The 16,069-nt window shown below is 66.7% G+C and carries 15 protein-coding genes; 8 read left to right on the forward strand and 7 right to left on the reverse strand.

Annotated elements, in window-relative coordinates:
- Positions 1 to 4: 4 nt before the first annotated feature.
- The 5 genes from ACUTAG_RS22650 to ACUTAG_RS22670 all read right to left on the reverse strand — a co-directional run bounded on the left by ACUTAG_RS22650 (position 5) and on the right by ACUTAG_RS22670 (position 4,359).
- Complete coding sequence (locus tag ACUTAG_RS22650) at positions 5 to 922, reverse strand: aldo/keto reductase (RefSeq protein ID WP_024068112.1); 918 nt, start codon at positions 920 to 922, stop codon at positions 5 to 7.
- A gap of 66 nt (positions 923 to 988) precedes the next feature.
- Positions 989 to 1,699: a Bax inhibitor-1/YccA family protein gene (locus ACUTAG_RS22655; protein WP_006389307.1), complete on the reverse strand. Its 711-nt coding sequence runs from the start codon at positions 1,697 to 1,699 to the stop codon at positions 989 to 991.
- A gap of 163 nt (positions 1,700 to 1,862) precedes the next feature.
- Complete coding sequence (locus tag ACUTAG_RS22660; RefSeq protein WP_054437432.1) at positions 1,863 to 2,309, reverse strand: hypothetical protein; 447 nt, start codon at positions 2,307 to 2,309, stop codon at positions 1,863 to 1,865.
- Positions 2,310 to 2,369: 60 nt separating this feature from the next.
- On the reverse strand, positions 2,370 to 2,831 hold the full coding sequence (locus ACUTAG_RS22665; RefSeq protein WP_020924681.1) for a DNA polymerase III subunit chi: 462 nt from the start codon (positions 2,829 to 2,831) through the stop codon (positions 2,370 to 2,372).
- A gap of 22 nt (positions 2,832 to 2,853) precedes the next feature.
- The gene (locus ACUTAG_RS22670; protein WP_020924680.1) at positions 2,854 to 4,359 is read right to left on the reverse strand and encodes a leucyl aminopeptidase; all 1,506 of its coding nucleotides are present in this window, start codon (positions 4,357 to 4,359) and stop codon (positions 2,854 to 2,856) included.
- Positions 4,360 to 4,414: 55 nt separating this feature from the next.
- Between ACUTAG_RS22670 and lptF the strand changes: the two genes are divergently transcribed.
- Positions 4,415 to 5,515, forward strand: coding sequence for an LPS export ABC transporter permease LptF (lptF, locus tag ACUTAG_RS22675; RefSeq protein WP_026382561.1), 1,101 nt, complete (start codon positions 4,415 to 4,417; stop codon positions 5,513 to 5,515).
- 100 nt (positions 5,516 to 5,615) lie between these two features.
- Here lptF and ACUTAG_RS22680 read toward each other — a convergent pair whose 3' ends face one another.
- Positions 5,616 to 6,536: a LysR family transcriptional regulator gene (locus ACUTAG_RS22680; protein WP_006389312.1), complete on the reverse strand. Its 921-nt coding sequence runs from the start codon at positions 6,534 to 6,536 to the stop codon at positions 5,616 to 5,618.
- 171 nt (positions 6,537 to 6,707) lie between these two features.
- Between ACUTAG_RS22680 and ACUTAG_RS22685 the strand changes: the two genes are divergently transcribed.
- The 4 genes from ACUTAG_RS22685 to ACUTAG_RS22700 all read left to right on the forward strand — a co-directional run bounded on the left by ACUTAG_RS22685 (position 6,708) and on the right by ACUTAG_RS22700 (position 11,120).
- A complete protein-coding gene (locus ACUTAG_RS22685) occupies positions 6,708 to 7,925 on the forward strand; it encodes an ABC transporter substrate-binding protein (protein WP_006389313.1) in 1,218 nt (405 codons plus the stop codon).
- Between the two features lie 96 nt (positions 7,926 to 8,021).
- Positions 8,022 to 9,515: a CoA-acylating methylmalonate-semialdehyde dehydrogenase gene (locus tag ACUTAG_RS22690; protein ID WP_148316433.1), complete on the forward strand. Its 1,494-nt coding sequence runs from the start codon at positions 8,022 to 8,024 to the stop codon at positions 9,513 to 9,515.
- A gap of 93 nt (positions 9,516 to 9,608) precedes the next feature.
- Complete coding sequence (locus ACUTAG_RS22695) at positions 9,609 to 10,553, forward strand: CysB family HTH-type transcriptional regulator (protein WP_006389315.1); 945 nt, start codon at positions 9,609 to 9,611, stop codon at positions 10,551 to 10,553.
- Positions 10,554 to 10,790: 237 nt separating this feature from the next.
- Positions 10,791 to 11,120, forward strand: a complete 330-nt coding sequence (locus ACUTAG_RS22700) for a DUF2325 domain-containing protein (RefSeq protein WP_006389316.1) — start codon at positions 10,791 to 10,793, stop codon at positions 11,118 to 11,120.
- A gap of 190 nt (positions 11,121 to 11,310) precedes the next feature.
- Here the strand turns inward: ACUTAG_RS22700 and ACUTAG_RS22705 are convergent, their stop codons facing one another.
- On the reverse strand, positions 11,311 to 11,970 hold the full coding sequence (locus ACUTAG_RS22705) for a C40 family peptidase (RefSeq protein WP_054484626.1): 660 nt from the start codon (positions 11,968 to 11,970) through the stop codon (positions 11,311 to 11,313).
- A 314-nt stretch (positions 11,971 to 12,284) separates the two neighbouring features.
- Here ACUTAG_RS22705 and ACUTAG_RS22710 point away from each other — a divergent pair, with 314 nt between their 5' ends.
- From ACUTAG_RS22710 to ACUTAG_RS22720, 3 genes are read left to right on the forward strand one after another with little or no spacing between them, the layout of a single operon-like run.
- Positions 12,285 to 14,174, forward strand: coding sequence for a propionate--CoA ligase (locus ACUTAG_RS22710; RefSeq protein ID WP_006389318.1), 1,890 nt, complete (start codon positions 12,285 to 12,287; stop codon positions 14,172 to 14,174).
- Entirely contained in the window at positions 14,171 to 14,578 is a 408-nt protein-coding gene (locus ACUTAG_RS22715; RefSeq protein WP_024068118.1) for a heme-binding protein, read from the forward strand. Before ACUTAG_RS22710 ends, ACUTAG_RS22715 begins: the two co-directional genes overlap by 4 nt.
- Positions 14,575 to 15,915, forward strand: coding sequence for an MFS transporter (locus tag ACUTAG_RS22720; protein ID WP_006389320.1), 1,341 nt, complete (start codon positions 14,575 to 14,577; stop codon positions 15,913 to 15,915). Before ACUTAG_RS22715 ends, ACUTAG_RS22720 begins: the two co-directional genes overlap by 4 nt.
- The last annotated feature ends 154 nt before the right edge of the window (positions 15,916 to 16,069 follow it).

Consider the following 16,069-nt stretch of genomic DNA (forward strand, 5'->3'; position numbering starts at 1 on the left):
GGCTTCAGCCCAGCAGGGCGGCGATGCGTTCGCGCAGCGCCGCGTCCGGTTGCGGCCCGAAACCGGCCCGCGCGTTGTCCGCCATGTTGGCCGGCTTGGAGGTGGCGGGGATGACTGCGGTGACGGCCGGGTGGCCGATGATGAATTTCAGGAACAACTGGGCCCACGAGGTGCAGCCGATTTCGGCGGCCAGCTCTGGCAGCGGCCGGCCCTTGACCTGGCGGAACAGCGCGCCGTCCTGGAAGGGCCGGTTGATGAGCACCGCGACGCCATTGGCCTGGCAGGCCGGCAGCAGGCGCTTTTCGGCGTTGCGGGCGCCGACCGACAGGTTGATCTGCAGGAAGTCGGGCTTCTCGCGTTCGACCAGTTCGGTGAGTTCGTCGTGGGCGTGGTCGGTGTAGTGGGTGATGCCGATGTAGCGCGTCAGGCCTTGCCGCTTCAGGTCGCGCAACAACGCCAGTTGGTTGCGGGTGTCGATGAGGTTGTGCACCTGGATCAGGTCGAGCTTGTCGGTGCGCAGCGCGCGCCGCGACTGTTCGATCTGGCGCCTGGCCGCATCGTGTCCCTGGACGCTGATCTTGGTGGCCAGGAATACCTGCGGACGCCGGTCCGGCTCGCGCGCCAGCAGCGCGCCGGTGACGGTCTCTGCCAGGCCATAGCTGGGGGCGGTGTCGATCAGCGAACCGCGCCCGTCCAGCAGCGCGTCCACCACCTGGGCCAGCGGCGCCATCGCGGCCGCATCCGACGGCGATACGTTGAAGGTGTCGGCCGTGCCGAGTCCGACCACAGGCAGCATCTCGCCGGTCGACCAGATGGGGCGGGCCAGCATCGGCTGTCGCGTGGTCAGCGCCCGTGCCGCCCACGGCTGGGCCAGCAGGGAAGCGCAGGCGGCGGCTTGCAGGAATCGGCGGCGGTCGGGCATGGCTCGCTCCAATGAAAAAGGGCCTGCATGTTGCATGCAGGCCCTTGCGACTGTAGCGCGGCGCGCTTATTCGCGGTTGCCGCCGAAGATGCCCAGCAGCATCAGCAGGTTCGAGAAGACGTTGTAGACGTCCAGGTAGATGGCCAGCGTGGCGGACACGTAGTTGGTTTCACCGCCGTTCACGACGCGCTGCAGGTCGACCAGCATGAACGCCGAGAAGATCACGATGGCCAGCACCGAGATGGTCAGCATCAGCGCGGGCAGCTGCAGGAAGATGTTGGCCAGGGCCGCCACCAGGATCACGACGGCGCCGATGAACAGGAATTTCTGCAGGCCGGACAGGTCGCGCTTGATGGTGGTGGCCAGCGTGGCCATCGTGCCGAACACGATCGCGGTGCCGCCGAAGGCCGTCATGACCAGCTGCGAGCCGTTGCTGAAGCCCATCACGAAACCGAGCAGGCGCGACAGCATCACGCCCATGAAGAACGTGAAGGCGAGCAGCAGCACCACGCCCAGCGAGTTGTTCTTGTTCTTCTCGATGGCGAACATCATGCCGAAGGCGCCCACCAGGAACACGATGGCGGACAGGCCCGGGCTGGCGCCCATGACCCGGTTGATGCCGGTGTACAGGCCGACGGCCGCGCCCAGCACGGTCGGGATCAGCGAGAGCGCCAGGAGCCAATAGGTGTTGCGCAGCACTTTGTTGCGCACGACCTCGCCCGGCGCGCCGGCGAGGGCGCCGGAACGGTTGAAGGGGGACGGACGATATTCGTTCATGGAGGACTCCTGTGTACGGCAGAAATTGATTTGCCTAGAAGGCTTAGATGCCAAGGATACCTTACAGTTCCCTGAAGAATCCAGTTTTCGAAGGAATTAACGCATCGGGCGGACCCGCATGATCCTGCGGTATGACCCCATTATGGGGACGCTTGCGCCGGTTTCAACCTGGCCTGACGTCCCGCAGCACCCGGGCGACGATGCGGGGCAGTTCTTCGTCCATGTGCGCCTGGATCCGGGTGATGGCGTCGGCCAGGGCGGCGCGCATGGCCTGCTCGACTTCCGCCTGCAGGCGGGCGGCCAGGATCGCGGGCGGGGGCGTGTCGGACGGCATGGCCGTGCCGGCGCCGTCATCCGGGGCGTCCGTGAGTAGCGGCACGCCGTGGTCGTCGACGGGGTCGGTGAGCAGCGGGAAATCGTCGCCGCCGGCCGGATCCGTCAGCACGGGGACATCCGCGTCGGCCACTTCCGTCAGCAGGGGAAAGGCGTCATCGGGGTACGCATCGGTGGCGCCGTGCGCCGCGCCGACCGGCGGCGCGGATGGCGACAGCGTCGGTTCGGCCCGCTGGGTCAGGGTGGGGATGCCGGGATCGGAAGGGTGGTGGGGCATGGGGGCTCCCGAGGATCGAGATGGCGCCGCCCGGGGCGGCGCGAGGGGCGTAAAGGGCGCTCAGGCGCCCGACTGGCGCTGGCTCAGGTCGTGGCTCTGCGGCGTATGGCCGGCGCCCTGGTAGGCGCGCCAGCGCTGGCGCGCGGCCTGCTTGTCGTCGGGATCGTCGGAGACGATTTCGAGCAGGCGCTCGAAGGCGTCGAAGCCCGGGGGGCAGGCATCGTCGAGATTGAGCAGCCAGGGCTGGGGCTGGCCGTCCGCGACGGCGGCCTGGGCCGCCTGCCAGGGATCTCCGGCGGTCAGGATGACGGGCGTTTCGGCCGCCAGCGGATCGTTGGCCAGGACGTGCGGCACGAACGAGGTGTCGTCGAAGGCCCAGAGCATGCGATCGAAGGCCGCCAGGCGCGAGCCTTCCTTACAGTACACCACCAGCCGCTGACCCGCCAGGTAGCGCTTGCGCACCACCTGGCAGGCCATGCGCAGGCGGTCGGGCGCGCCGAAGGCGAAATCGATGCGCGTCATGCCGGTTTCCGTGCGCGGCGGTTCAAGCCTGGTCCAGCAGGAACTGCATCAGCAGCGGCACGGGACGGCCCGTGGCGCCCTTGTCCTTGCCGCTCTTCCAGGCGGTGCCGGCGATGTCCAGGTGGGCCCAGCGGTACGACTTGGTGAAGCGCGACAGGAAGCAGGCGGCCGTGACCGCGCCGGCCGGGGGGCCGCCGATGTTGGCCAGGTCGGCGAAGTTGGACTTGAGCTGATCCTGGTAGGCGTCGTCCATCGGCATGCGCCAGGCGGTGTCAAGGGACTGGCGGCCGGCGGCGGACAGGGCCTCGGCCAGCGCGTCGTCCTTGGTGAACAGGCCGGTGTTGACATGACCCAGGGCCACGACGCAGGCGCCGGTCAGGGTGGCGATGTCGATGACGGTGGACGGCTTGAAGCGCTCGGCGTAGGTCAGCGCGTCGCACAGCACCAGGCGGCCCTCGGCGTCGGTATTGAGGATCTCGATGGTCAGGCCGGCCATGCTGGTGACCACGTCGCCTGGCTTGTTGGCCTTGCCGCTGGGCAGGTTTTCGCAGGCCGGGATCAGGCCGATCACGTCCAGCGGCAGTTCCAGTTCGGCCAGCGCGCGGAACGAGCCGAGCACGCTGGCGGCGCCGCACATGTCGTACTTCATTTCGTCCATGGTGGCGGCGGGCTTGAGCGAGATGCCGCCAGCGTCGAAGGTGATGCCCTTGCCGACCAGCACGATGGGGCCGTCGGACGCCTTGGCGCCCTTCTTGGCGGGTTTGCCGGCGTGGCGCAGGACGATGAAGCGCAGCGCTTCCTCGGAGCCGCGCGCCACCGACAGGAACGAGCCCATGCCCAGGGCCTCGACCTGCTTGCGGTCCATGACCTCGACCTTGAGCGACTTGAATTCGCGCGCCAGGCGCTTGGCGGTGTCGCCCAGGTAGGTGGGGGTGCAGATATTGCCCGGCAGGTTGCCCAGGGTGCGGGTCAGTTCCATGCCGTTGGCGATGGCGGCGCCTTCGCGCAGGCCCTTCTGCGCCTGGCTGGCGTCGGCGCGCTCGACGATCTGCACGATCTTCTTGAGCTTGGGACGGGCGTCGCGGTCGGGCTTGCCGAAGCTGGCGTCGTAGTGATAGGTGGCGCTGCCGGCGGCGATGGCCGCGCTGCGGGCGCGGGCGATGAGGGCCACGTCGGCGATGGGGTTGGCGGCCAGGGTCGACACGCCTTCGGTCAGTTGCGCGGCGACGCAGGCGGCGGCGAAGGCCTGTTCGGCGGAGGCGTGGGCGCGGGCCGAGTATTCGTCCTGCTTGCCCAGGCCGACCAGGACCACGCGCTGGGCCGACACGCCCGGCAGGGAACGCAGCACCAGGGTCGAGCCGGCACGGCCGCGGAACTCGCTCTTGGCGACGGCGCGCACGGCGCCGTTGGAGGCGCGGTCGATCAGGTCGGCGGCGGGGCTCAACACGCCGTCGGCGTAGATCCCGACCGCCAGCGCGGCGGTTTTGATCTGGTGCAGGGAAGCGGTGGTCTGTGTGCTAAATTCCATGAGGGTTTCCCGTGTGCGTCTGTATGATGCGGTCGATTATCCCGCATATTCTCCCATGTCTCTATTCAAACGCTCTGTCGTCAGCGAGATCACCAGTCACGCTGGCGTTGTCTTTTCCACGTTGCTCATCGTATGGCTCAGCGTGCTGCTGGTGCGCCTGCTCGGTGAGGCGGCGGGCGGCAACATCGGGGCGGACGTCGTGCTCGTGCTGGCCGCGCTGTCCACCATCACGGCCTTGCCGACCATCCTGGCGGTGTCGGTCTTCATCGCGGTGCTCACCACGGTCACGCGCAACTACCGGGAATCCGAGATGGTGGTGTGGTTCGCCAGCGGCCTGTCGCTGGCAGACTGGCTCAAGCCGGTGCTGCGCGTCGCCGTTCCCGTGGCCATCGCGGTCGCGGGCCTGACGCTGGTGGCCGCGCCGTGGGCTTATCGCCAGATCGGCGAATACCATGAACGCTTCGAGCAACGCTCCGACCTGTCCAAGGTGACCGCGGGCCAGTTCGCGGAGTCGGCTGGCGGCAATCGCGTGTTCTTCGCCGAGGACCCGGCCAAGCCTACCGACGAACTGGGCAATGTGTTCGCGCGCGAAACCGGCCCCGAATGGCTGAGCGTCCTGACCGCCAGCAGCGCCCATAGCGAAACCCTGCCCAATGGCGACCGCTTCCTGGTGCTGGGGGAAGGGCACCGCTATGACCTCAAGCCGGGCACGCCCGAGATCCGCCTGGTGCACTTCGAGAAATACGGCCTGCGCCTGGAGAGCAAGGGCGGCGATGACCCGGTCGCCGAGGCCCGCGCGGCCGCCGAACGCTCGTCCAAGGCCCGCACCACGCCGCAGCTGATGGCCGACAACACCAGCAGCAGCTGGTCGCAGGTGATGTGGCGCATTTCGCTGCCGCTGGCCGCGCTCAACCTGGCGTTGCTGGCGATCCCGCTGGGGGCGGTGAATCCGCGCCTGGGTCGTTCCGGCGACCTGCTCATCGCCGGCCTGGTGGGCCTGCTCTACATGAACCTGATCAACCTGTCGCGCGCCTGGATTTCCAATGGCAAGCTCAGCTTCGGCGTGGGCACGGTGGCGATCCACGTCGTCGTGGCCATGTTCACGGCATTCCTGCTGATGCGCCGCCTGCGGGTCAAGGCGCCCAAGAACAGCTAGGGGCGGAAAGCGCGGCCCCGCCACGCAATCATGGCGGCCGGCCGAGGGTGGCCGCCGCGCTTGCGGCGCGGCTGCACCGGTCCCGGATTGCCAGGCCTGCTCAGGGCAGGTATTTCATGGTGCCGCGCTTGCCGGCCAGCAGGTCGGCGTTCCGTAGCACCGACTTGCGGATGAATTCCCACAGCACCGTCACGCGCTTGAGCTTGCGCAGGTCCTCGTGGCAGTACATCCAGAACGATCGCGTGATCTCCACTTCCTTTTCCAGCACCGGCTTGAGCCGCGGATCCTGCGCCGCGATGAAGCAGGGCAGGATGGCCAGCGACTGGCCCTGCAGCGCCGCGTGGTATTGCGCCACCACGCTGGTGCTGCGCAACACCACGCGGCTGGCGGGTAGCAGATCTTCCAGGTAGCGCAGGCGTTCGCTGAACAGCAGTTCGTCGACGTAGCCGATGAAGCTGTGCCCGGCCAGGTCGGCGCGGCCCCGGATCGGTGGATGACGGGCCAGGTACTCGGGCGTGCCGTACAGGCGCAAGGTGTAATCGCACAGCTTGCTGCAGACGTACGGGCCGCGCTGGGGGCGCTCGATGGTGATCGCCAGGTCGGCCTCGCGCTTGGACAGGCTGACAAAGCGCGGCACCGGCAGGATGTCCAGCGTGATGTGCGGATAGCGCCGCTGGAAGTCGGCGGCGAGCGGCGTCAGTACGTAGCTGCCGAAGCCCTCGGTGGCGCCGATGCGCAGGTGGCCGGACAGCGCCTGCCCGATCCCCGACAGGGTTTCGCGGGCGCTGTGCACCGTGCTTTCCATCTGCTCGGCGTGCACGAACAGGCGCTGGCCGTCCTCGGTCAGCACGAAGCCGGCGCTGCGCGACTTCTCGAACAGCAGCGTGTCCAGCTCGGTTTCCAGCGCGCGGATGCGGCGCGATACCGTGGTGTGCTCGACCCCGAGCCTGCGCGCCGCGGCGCTGACGCGCTGGGTACGGGCGACCTCCAGGAAATACCGCAGACTGTCCCAATCCAGCACGTTTTTCGCTCCTGACAAGCTTGTGCATTGATGCACAAGGAATGTGCATTTCTGGTGTTGCTTGTTGATTTTCACACATCTACACTGGGTCGGCAGCCCTGGGGGACAACCGCCAGGAGCCGCAGGCCGCAAAGACGGCGCCATAACGCATAAAACTCAGGAGACAAATCCATGGAATTGCACGCACGCGGGCTGGCCGCAGGCTTGTGTCTGGGCGCTGCCCTGTTGAGTCAGGCGTACGCGGCGGATAAACCGCCCGTGAAGATCGGCATCCTGACCGACATGTCGGGCACCTACGCCGGCATGGGCGGGCCGGGTTCGGTGGCGGCGGCGCAGTTGGCCATCGACGATTGCCTGGCCGCGGAATGCAAGGGCATGAAGATCGAACTGGTGTCGGCCGACAACCAGAACAAGGCCGACGTGGGCGCGGCCAAGGCGCGCGAGTGGTTCGACCGCGACGGCGTCACTGCCATCGCCGACCTGACCAACTCGGCCGTGGCGCTGGCGGTGCAGGGCATCGCGCGCGAAAAGAACAAGGTCGTGATGTTCTCCGGCCCGGCCACCACGGCGCTGACCAACAAGGAATGCTCGCCGGTCGGGTTCCACTGGATGTTCGACACCTATTCGCAGTCCGCCGGCGGCGCCAAGGCCACGGTCAGGGCGGGCGGCAAGTCCTGGTACTTCATCACCGTCGACTACGCCTTCGGCCATTCGCTGGAGGCCGATACGGCCAAGGCCGTCAAGGCGCTGGGCGGTACCGTCGCCGGCAGCGTGCGGCATCCGTTGAACGCGCCGGACTTCGCTTCGTACCTGCTGCAGGCGCAAAGCTCCAAGGCGCAGGTGGTGGCGCTGGCCAACGGCGGCCAGGACACCGTCAACGCGGTCAAGCAGGCGCGCGAATTCGGCATCGTGGCCGGGGGCCAGCGCCTGGTGTCGCTGCTGATCTTCCTGTCCGACCTGCGCGCGCTGGGGCTGGAAAGCGCCCAGGGGCTGTCGTACGTGGACGGCTTCTACTGGGATTACGACGACGCCACGCGCCAGTGGTCGACGCGCTTCGAGAAGGCCTTCCGCGGCCTGAAGCCGACCATGACGCAGGCCGGCGTGTATTCCAGCGTGCTGCACTACCTGCGTTCGGTGGCGGCCTCGGGCAGCACCGACGGCAAGGTGGTGGCCGACAAGATGCGCGAGCTGCCGATCAAGGATCCGATCATGCGCAATGCTTCGATCCGGCCCGACGGCCGCGTGATCCACGACATGTACCTGTATGAGGTGAAAAAGCCGTCCGAATCCAAGGGCGGTTGGGATTATTCCAAGCTGGTGGCCACCATCCCGGCGGCCGAGGCCTTCCAGCCGCTGGCCGATTCGGCCTGCCCGCTGGTGCAGAAGTAAGGCGCGGCGCGCCGCCGGCAGACCTGGCGGCGCCCGCGCGAGATCCAAGAACGCGGATTCCATCCGCATCGACTATGCAGTTGTGAGGAGCATCAAATGAGTGAAGTCCCCCGCGTTCCGCTATTGATCGGCGGCAAGCTCGTGCAGTCCAAGACCACCGAATGGCGCGACGTGATCAACCCCGCCACCCAGGAAGTCGTGGCCAAGGTGCCGTTCGCCACGCGCGCCGAACTGGACGAGGCCATCGCCAATTCCAAGGAAGCCTTCAAGACCTGGCGCAACAGCGGCCAGGGCCTGCGCATGCGCGTCATGCTGAAGTTCCAGGAACTGCTGCGCGCCAATACCGCCAAGCTGGCCGAGATGATCACCCGCGAGCACGGCAAGACCCTGCCGGACGCCGAGGGCGAAGTCGGACGCGGCCTGGAAGTGGTCGAGCACGCCTGCTCGATCGCCAACCTGCAGCTGGGCGAGTACGCCGAGAACGCCGCCTCCGGCATCGACGTCTACACCCTGATCCAGCCGCTGGGCGTGTGCGCGGGCATCACCGCGTTCAACTTCCCGGTGATGCTGCCGTGCTTCATGTTTCCCATCGCGGTGGCCTGCGGCAATACCTTCGTGCTCAAGCCATCCGAGCAGGATCCGACCTCGTCGCTGTTCCTGGCCCAGCTGGCGCTGGAAGCCGGCCTGCCGCCGGGCGTGCTGAACGTGGTGCATGGCGGTCCGGAAACGGCCAACGGCCTGTGCGAGCATCCCGACATCAAGGCGGTGTCGTTCATCGGTTCGACCCGCGTCGGCACCGAGATCTACAACCGCGCCTCGGCCGCCGGCAAGCGCTGCCAGTCGATGATGGGCGCCAAGAACCACTGCGTGATCCTGCCGGACGCCGATCCGGAAGTCGCGCTGAACCAATTGCTGGGCGCCGCGTTCGGCGCCGCAGGCCAGCGCTGCATGGCCTCGTCGGTGGCCGTGCTGGTGGGCGAGGCCCGCAACTGGCTGCCTGATTTCGTCGAGCGCGCCAAGAAGCTCAAGGTCAATTCCGGCATGGACCGCGCCGCCGACCTGGGCCCGCTGGTGTCGCCGAACGCCAAGAAGCGCGTCGAAAACCTGATCCAGAAGGGCGTGGACGAAGGCGCCAAACTGCTGCTGGACGGCCGCAATCTGAAGGTCGCCGGTTTCGAGCAGGGCAACTTCGTGGGCCCGACCGTGTTCGAGGGCGTCACCGAGAACATGACCATCTACACCGAGGAGATCTTCGGCCCGGTGCTGTGCGTTGTCGGCGCGGAAACGCTGGAAGAAGCGGTGGAATTCATCAACCGCAACCCCAACGGCAACGGCGTGGCCCTGTTCACGCAGGATGGCGGCGCGGCGCGTTACTTCCAGAACAACATCGACGTCGGCCAGGTCGGCATCAACGTGCCGATCCCGGTGCCGGTGGCATGGTTCAGCTTCACCGGTTCGCGCGGTTCCAAGCTGGGCGACCTGGGTCCCAACGGCAAGCAGGCGGTGCAGTTCTGGACCCAGACCAAGACCGTCACGGCGCGCTGGTCCGCCCATGCCAAGACCGTGAACACCACGATCTCGATGCGCTGAAACAGGGACGCCTTGTCCTAAGCTTATATAAATAAGTCATATAACAAGGCGTCCTTATTACTTATAATTGGCCCGTCTATCAGGGGCCAATTCATGAACCTGCAGCAATTTCGTTTCGTGCGCGAGACCATCCGGCGCGACTTCAACCTGACCGAAGCCGCCCGGATGCTCTATACCTCCCAGCCGGGGGTGTCCAAGGCCATCATCGAGTTCGAGGACGAGCTCGGTATCAAGATCTTCGAGCGCCACGGCAAGCGCATCAAAGGGCTGACCAAGCCCGGCCTGGCGGTTTCGCAGGTCATCGACCGCATCATGCGCGAGGTCGACAACCTCAAGAAGGTCAGCGACGAGTTCGCGCGCCGCGACGAGGGTGGCCTGGTGATCGCCTGCACCCACACCCAGGCGCGTTATCTGCTGCCGCGCGTGATCCCGGCATTCCGCAAGCAATTTCCCAAGGTGCATCTGTCGCTGGCCGAAGGCAGCCCGGCGCAACTGGCCGAAATGGTGCTGCACGAGCAGGCCGACCTGGCGCTGGCGACCGAATCGCTGGCGCTGACGCCCGGCCTGGCCACCCTGCCGGTCTACGCCTGGGAGCACACCGTGGTGGTGCGGCCCGACCATCCGCTGGCCGAGCTGACCTCCAGCGCCGCCAAGCGCCTGTCGCTGGCGCAATTGGCCGAATACCCCATCGTGACCTACGACCGCGCCTTCACCGGCCGCAGCACGATCGACGAGGTCTTTGCCAACCAGGGCATCCACCCGGACATCGTCCTGGAAGCGATCGACGCGGACGTGATCAAGACTTACGTCGACGTGGGCCTGGGCATCGGCATCATCGCGGGCGTGGCCTATGACCCGCGTCGGGATTCCAGCCTGGTGGGCTTGCCGGTGGGGCACCTGTTCGGCACGCACACCACCCGCGTCGGCGTGAAGGCCGGGGTGTTCCTGCGGGACTATGTCTATACGTTCCTGGAAATGCTGGCGCCGTCGCTGACCCGCGCTGTCGTCACGGAAGCGGTGCAGGGCACGCCGAAATAGGGCTGCCCGGCCGCGCGCCGGAGCAGTCGGACGAAAGGCGGCGCCCCTTCCGGGGAGCCGTTTTTTTTGCCCGCGCGCCCGTGGCAGGGGCGTGGCGGGCGGCCGGAGAGGGGGGCTCGCTATCCCTTTCCACGAACTCATAAAAATTATTAAATAAGAACTGATCTCATTTGAGTTGACTAAAAAATAGGAATCATTATCATTACATCCAGTCTCAACGACCCAGTGAGGTTCAACATGACGGCAGGATTGAGTGCAGTGGTAGTGGGCGCCGACAGGCTCGGCAACATCCCGGATCTGCTCAAAGGACACAATATTTCGATCACCCACCACATCAGTGGCCGTGATCCTTCGCATCAGAAGAAGACGTTGCAATTGCCCTCAGGCACCCAGCTGGTCATCCTGCTGACCGACTTCCTGGGCCACAACGTCATGAAGACCTTCCGCAACGCGGCGCAGCGCGGTGGCATCCGTGTCGTGGCTTGTCGCCGTTCGGTGTGCAGCATGCAGCAGGCCCTGCAGCAATGCGGCCTGTGCGCGGGTGCTGCCGGAGCCGCGGTTCACTGATACCGCGCCTGACCGTCGTACGGACCGCCGTACACACCGATTACTGGGGAGGCCGAAACGGCCTGCGGCCCCAAAGGTCGCGAAGAGGAATGTAAAACGCCGCCGGACTGGAATGGTCCGGCGGCGTTTTGCCGTATGGAGGATTGCGGGCAGCGCGCGAGGGCGCAAGAATGCTTGCGCGGGCTTGGGTTCAGTTGGCGGCGCGAGCCGTGGCGAGCAGGCTGTTGTCGATGCGGCGGGCGCCGTTGTAACGCTTGGACCAATACGCCATGGTCATGTTCTCGACGCGCACCACGCCGCCGGAGCTGGGCGAATGCACGAAGCGGTCGTCGCCCAGGTAGATGCCGACGTGGGAATAGCGGCGGCCCATGGTGTTGAAGAAGACCAGGTCACCGGCCTTGAGCTCGTTCTTGGCGATGGAAACGCCTTGCTGCGCGATCTCGGCGGCGTTGCGGGGCAGTTTCAGGCCCAGCGAGCGCTCGGCGGTGTAGGCCACCAGGCCGCTGCAGTCGAAGCCCGTATCGGGGGAACTGCCGCCGAAGCGGTAGCGGATGCCCAGGTAGTTCAGGGCTTCGCTGACCATGGCGTTGTCGCTGCTGACACCGCTGTGGCTGCGTTGGCGCTCGCGCTTGAATTTCTGCACCACCAGCATGCCAATGGGATCATCGGCGGTGGCAACCCATTCCGTCTCGTAGGGATCGATCTCGGACGTATAGCCGGTGGACTTTTGATTGGTGCTTGCACAACCCGCCAGACCCGCGACGCACGCCACCAGCGCCAGCAAACGCAGACCGCGGTTCGCCTGGCCAGAGGATGAATTCAGTCGCGCGCTTTTGGAGTGTCGATGCATTCGCCTGGGGAAGGTTGCCGCCTGTTTCGCATTTTTCGGGGTAATAAAGCGTCAAAAACGCTAAAAAACACCTGAATAGCTGAAATCAAGCAGCCAACCAACAGATATGTTGTGTACAACTTCGCGGGGATTCTACCAAACTTTTAAGACTGGTTCGTTACTGTAACCAGCCCGGCGCCCGTGCGGCGTAGACGCGTGGCAGAATTTTTTGACCTGCGGCAAGCCTGGTGCAAGGTTTGCCGACCAAAATGACCGAAGGATTCAAAAAGAAAGCAATCAGCCATAAGGCGTATGCACAATAACAGGAGACAAAAATGCAAAAAACCAGGGATTTCCATTACCGCTCGGTGCACGATCGCGATGCCTTCTGGCGCGAGCAGGCCGATCGGGTGCACTGGGAAACGCCGTTCGAATCCGTCCTGGATTTTTCGCGGCCCCCATTCGCCAAGTGGTTCGTGGGCGGAACGACCAACCTCTGTTACAACGCCGTCGACCGCTGGCTGCCGACCCAGGCCGACAAACCGGCGTTGATCTGGGTCTCCACCGAGGTCGAGCGCGAACGGGTCTACACCCGCCAGGATGTCTATGAAGAGGTGAACGCGGCAGCCGCCATGCTGCAGGACCTGGGCGTGGGGCGGGGCGATCGGGTGCTGCTCTACATGCCGATGGTGCCCGAGGCGGTCTTCACCATGCTGGCCTGCGCCCGCATCGGCGCGGTGCACTCGGTGGTGTTCGGCGGATTTGCCTCGGTCAACCTGGCGCAGCGCATCGACGATGCCGCGCCCAAGGTGGTGGTGTGCACGGACGGCGGCTCGCGCGGCGGCAAGGTGGTGCCCTACAAGCCGCTGCTGGACCGGGCGCTGGCCCTGTGCAAGACGCCGCCGGCTTCGGTGGTGGTGTTCGACCGCGGCCTGGCGCCGTTCGAACCGGTGGCCGGCCGCGATCTGGACTATGCCACCCTGCGCGCCGCCCAGCGCGGCGCCCGCGTGCCGGTGGCATGGCTGGAGTCGTCCGAGCCCAGCTACATCCTGTACACGTCCGGCACCACCGGCAAGCCCAAGGGCGTGCAGCGCGACACCGGCGGCTACGCCGTGGCGCTGGCGTCGTCGATGGAATACCTGTTCAACGGCAAGGCGGGCGACACGTTCTTCTGCACCAGCGACATCGGCTGGGTGGTGGGGCATTCCTATATTGTGTATGGCCCGCTGATCGGCGGGCAGGCGACGGTGCTGTACGAAGGCACGCCGGTGCGCCCGGACGGCGCCATCCTGTGGAAGCTGGTGGAGCAGTTCGGCGTCAACACGCTGTTTTCGGCGCCGACGGCGGTGCGGGTGCTCAAGCGCCAGGACCCGGCCTTGCTGCGCAAGCACGACCTGTCTTCGCTGCGCGCGGTGTACCTGGCCGGCGAGCCGCTCGATGAACCCACCGCGCAGTGGATTTCCGAAGGCCTGGGCAAGCCCATCATCGACAACTATTGGCAGACCGAGTCCGGCTGGCCGATCCTGTCGGCGCAGCCGGGCGTGGAAAAGGTGCCGACGCGCTTCGGCAGCCCGTCGTTCCCGGTCTATGGCTTCGATGCGCGCATCGTCAGCGAATCCAGCGGCGAGGACCTGGGACCCGACCAGAAGGGCGTGGTCGCCATTGTGCCGCCGTTGCCGCCGGGCGCCATGTCGACCATCTGGGGCGACGACGAGCGTTTCGTCCAGACCTATTTCACGTCGATCCCGGGGCGCCAGGTGTATTCCACCTTCGACTGGGGCCTGGTCGACGCGGATGGCTACTGGTTCATCCTGGGCCGCACCGACGACGTGATCAATGTGGCCGGCCATCGGCTCGGCACGCGCGAGATCGAGGAATCCGTCAACAGCCACAGCGGTATTGCCGAATGCGCGGTGGTGGGCGTGGCCGACGCGCTCAAGGGGCAGGCGGCGATGGCGTTCGCGGTGCTGAAGAATCCCGCCGCGGCCGAAACGCCGGAGGGCGCAAAGCAGCTGGAAGCGGATATCATGCGGCTGGTGGAAGATCAGCTGGGAGCCGTGGCGCGGCCCGCCCGCATCCGGTTCGTGGGCGCGTTGCCCAAGACCCGCTCGGGCAAGGTGCTGCGCCGCGCGATCGTCGCGGTATGCGAAGGCCGTGATCCCGGCGACCTGACCACGATCGAAGATCCCACCGCCCTAGAACAGATCAAGGAGTCGCTGCAATGAACACCAAACCCGTGCTGACCGCCGAAGACGTCAAGAAGATCCTGGCCGCGGCCGAGGCACACGCCCTGCAGAACAAGTGGGCAGTCACCATCGCCGTGTCGGACGACGGCGGCCACCTGCTGGGCATGCTGCGACTGGACGACGCCGCGCCCATTTCCTCGCACATCGCCCCGGCCAAGGCCAAGACCGCGGCCCTGGGCCGCCGTGAATCGCGCGTCTACGAAGAGATCATCAACAACGGCCGCTATTCCTTCCTGTCGGCCCCGCTGATCGAAGGCATGCTGGAAGGCGGTGTGCCGATCGTGGCCAATGGCCAGGTGGTGGGCGCGGTCGGCGTGTCGGGCGTGAAGTCGACCGAAGACGCCCAGATCGCCCAGGCTGGCATCGCCGCGCTGGGCCTGTGAGCCAGGAAACGCCGCGGCAGGCGCCCGCCGGCGCCGCCGCGTCCGCCGGCGGGGAGGCGGACGGCAGTCCGCTGAACCCCGGCGTGGCCAAGCGCGAGGTCTGGGCCTGGGCCATGTACGACTTCGCCAATTCCGGCTACACCACCGTGATCCTCACGGCGGTGTTCAGCACGTATTTCGTCGGTGTGGTCGGCGGCCGCGCGCCGTGGGCCACGCTGGCCTGGACCGCGGCGCTGTCGCTGTCCTACCTGCTCATCATGTTGACGATGCCCACGCTGGGCGCGCGCGCCGACGCCCGCGCCGGCAAGCGGCGGCTGCTCTACAGCAGCACCATCGGTTGCGTGGCGGCCACGCTGGTGCTGACCCAGGCCGGGCCGGGCGACGTCTGGCTGGCGCTGGCCGCCATCGTTGTCTCCAACTATTGCTACTGCGTCGGCGAGTCCGTGGTGGCGGCGTTCCTGCCCGAACTGGCCAAGCCGTCGGCGCTGGGGCGGGTGTCGGGCTGGGGCTGGAGCTTCGGCTACTGCGGCGGCATGCTGACCCTGGGCCTGTCGCTGGTGGTGGTGAAACTGGCCGAGGCCGACGGGCTCGACGCCGAGCACTTCGTGCCGCGCGTCATCCTGGTGACCTGCGCGGTGTTCGCGCTGGCGGCGCTGCCCTCGTTCTTCCTGCTGCGCGAACGCGCGCGGCCATCCGGCGAGCCGCAGGCGGCGCTGGCCATGCTCAAGCGGCTGGCCTACGCCTGGCGCGAGACAGGCCAGCATTTTCCCGAGTTCCGCCGGCTGCTGATGTGCATCGCCTGTTATCAGGCCGGCATCTCGGTCGTGATCACGCTGGCGGCGGTGTATGCCTCCGAGGTCATGGGGTTCACCACGCCGCAGATCATGCTGCTGGTGTTCACCGTGAACATCGGCGCGGCGGCCGGCGCGTTCTCGTTCGGCTATGTGCAGGATCGCATCGGCCACAAGCCGGCGCTGGCGATCACGCTGTGCGGCTGGATCCTGATGGTGCTGGTGGCCTACGCCGCGGTGACGGCGCCTGTGTTCTGGGTGGCCGCGACGCTGGCTGGCTTGTGCATGGGCACGACCCAGAGCGCGGGCCGCGCCATGACCGGCGCGCTGGCGCCGGCGGGGCGCCTGGCGGAGTTCTTCTCGCTGTGGACGTTCGCGGTGCAACTGGCCGCGGTCATCGGACCGCTGACCTACGGTCTGGTGACCTGGGGCACGCATGGCAACCACCGCCTGGCGATCCTGGTGACCGGACTGTTCTTCGTCGGCGGCCTGGTCCTGCTGTCGCGCGTGGACATGGCGCGCGGCCTGGCGCGCCGCGCCGCGTAAGGGCGCGTGCGGTCGCCGCAACTGATATTCTTATGAAGTCCCGGATGCCGCCGCGGCGCCTCGCGGCGCGGCGGCATCCGGCGGGTTGCGTATTGCGTTGTCGGTTGTCGATGCCGTTGCCGTCACGATTGGCGCGCGTTCCTGCGGAATACGG

The organism is Achromobacter sp. CSND-B12, assembly GCF_052906545.1.

Coding starts and splice junctions, on each gene's coding strand:
- ACUTAG_RS22650 (WP_024068112.1), bottom strand. CDS start 922: ATGCCCGACCGCCGCCGATTCCTGCAAGCCGCCGCCTGCGCTTCCCTG.
- ACUTAG_RS22695 (WP_006389315.1), top strand. CDS start 9,609: ATGAACCTGCAGCAATTTCGTTTCGTGCGCGAGACCATCCGGCGCGAC.
- ACUTAG_RS22715 (WP_024068118.1), top strand. CDS start 14,171: ATGAACACCAAACCCGTGCTGACCGCCGAAGACGTCAAGAAGATCCTG.
- ACUTAG_RS22655 (WP_006389307.1), bottom strand. CDS start 1,699: ATGAACGAATATCGTCCGTCCCCCTTCAACCGTTCCGGCGCCCTCGCC.
- lptF (WP_026382561.1), top strand. CDS start 4,415: ATGTCTCTATTCAAACGCTCTGTCGTCAGCGAGATCACCAGTCACGCT.
- ACUTAG_RS22685 (WP_006389313.1), top strand. CDS start 6,708: ATGGAATTGCACGCACGCGGGCTGGCCGCAGGCTTGTGTCTGGGCGCT.
- ACUTAG_RS22690 (WP_148316433.1), top strand. CDS start 8,022: ATGAGTGAAGTCCCCCGCGTTCCGCTATTGATCGGCGGCAAGCTCGTG.
- ACUTAG_RS22670 (WP_020924680.1), bottom strand. CDS start 4,359: ATGGAATTTAGCACACAGACCACCGCTTCCCTGCACCAGATCAAAACC.
- ACUTAG_RS22700 (WP_006389316.1), top strand. CDS start 10,791: ATGACGGCAGGATTGAGTGCAGTGGTAGTGGGCGCCGACAGGCTCGGC.
- ACUTAG_RS22665 (WP_020924681.1), bottom strand. CDS start 2,831: ATGACGCGCATCGATTTCGCCTTCGGCGCGCCCGACCGCCTGCGCATG.
- ACUTAG_RS22710 (WP_006389318.1), top strand. CDS start 12,285: ATGCAAAAAACCAGGGATTTCCATTACCGCTCGGTGCACGATCGCGAT.
- ACUTAG_RS22705 (WP_054484626.1), bottom strand. CDS start 11,970: ATGCATCGACACTCCAAAAGCGCGCGACTGAATTCATCCTCTGGCCAG.
- ACUTAG_RS22660 (WP_054437432.1), bottom strand. CDS start 2,309: ATGCCCCACCACCCTTCCGATCCCGGCATCCCCACCCTGACCCAGCGG.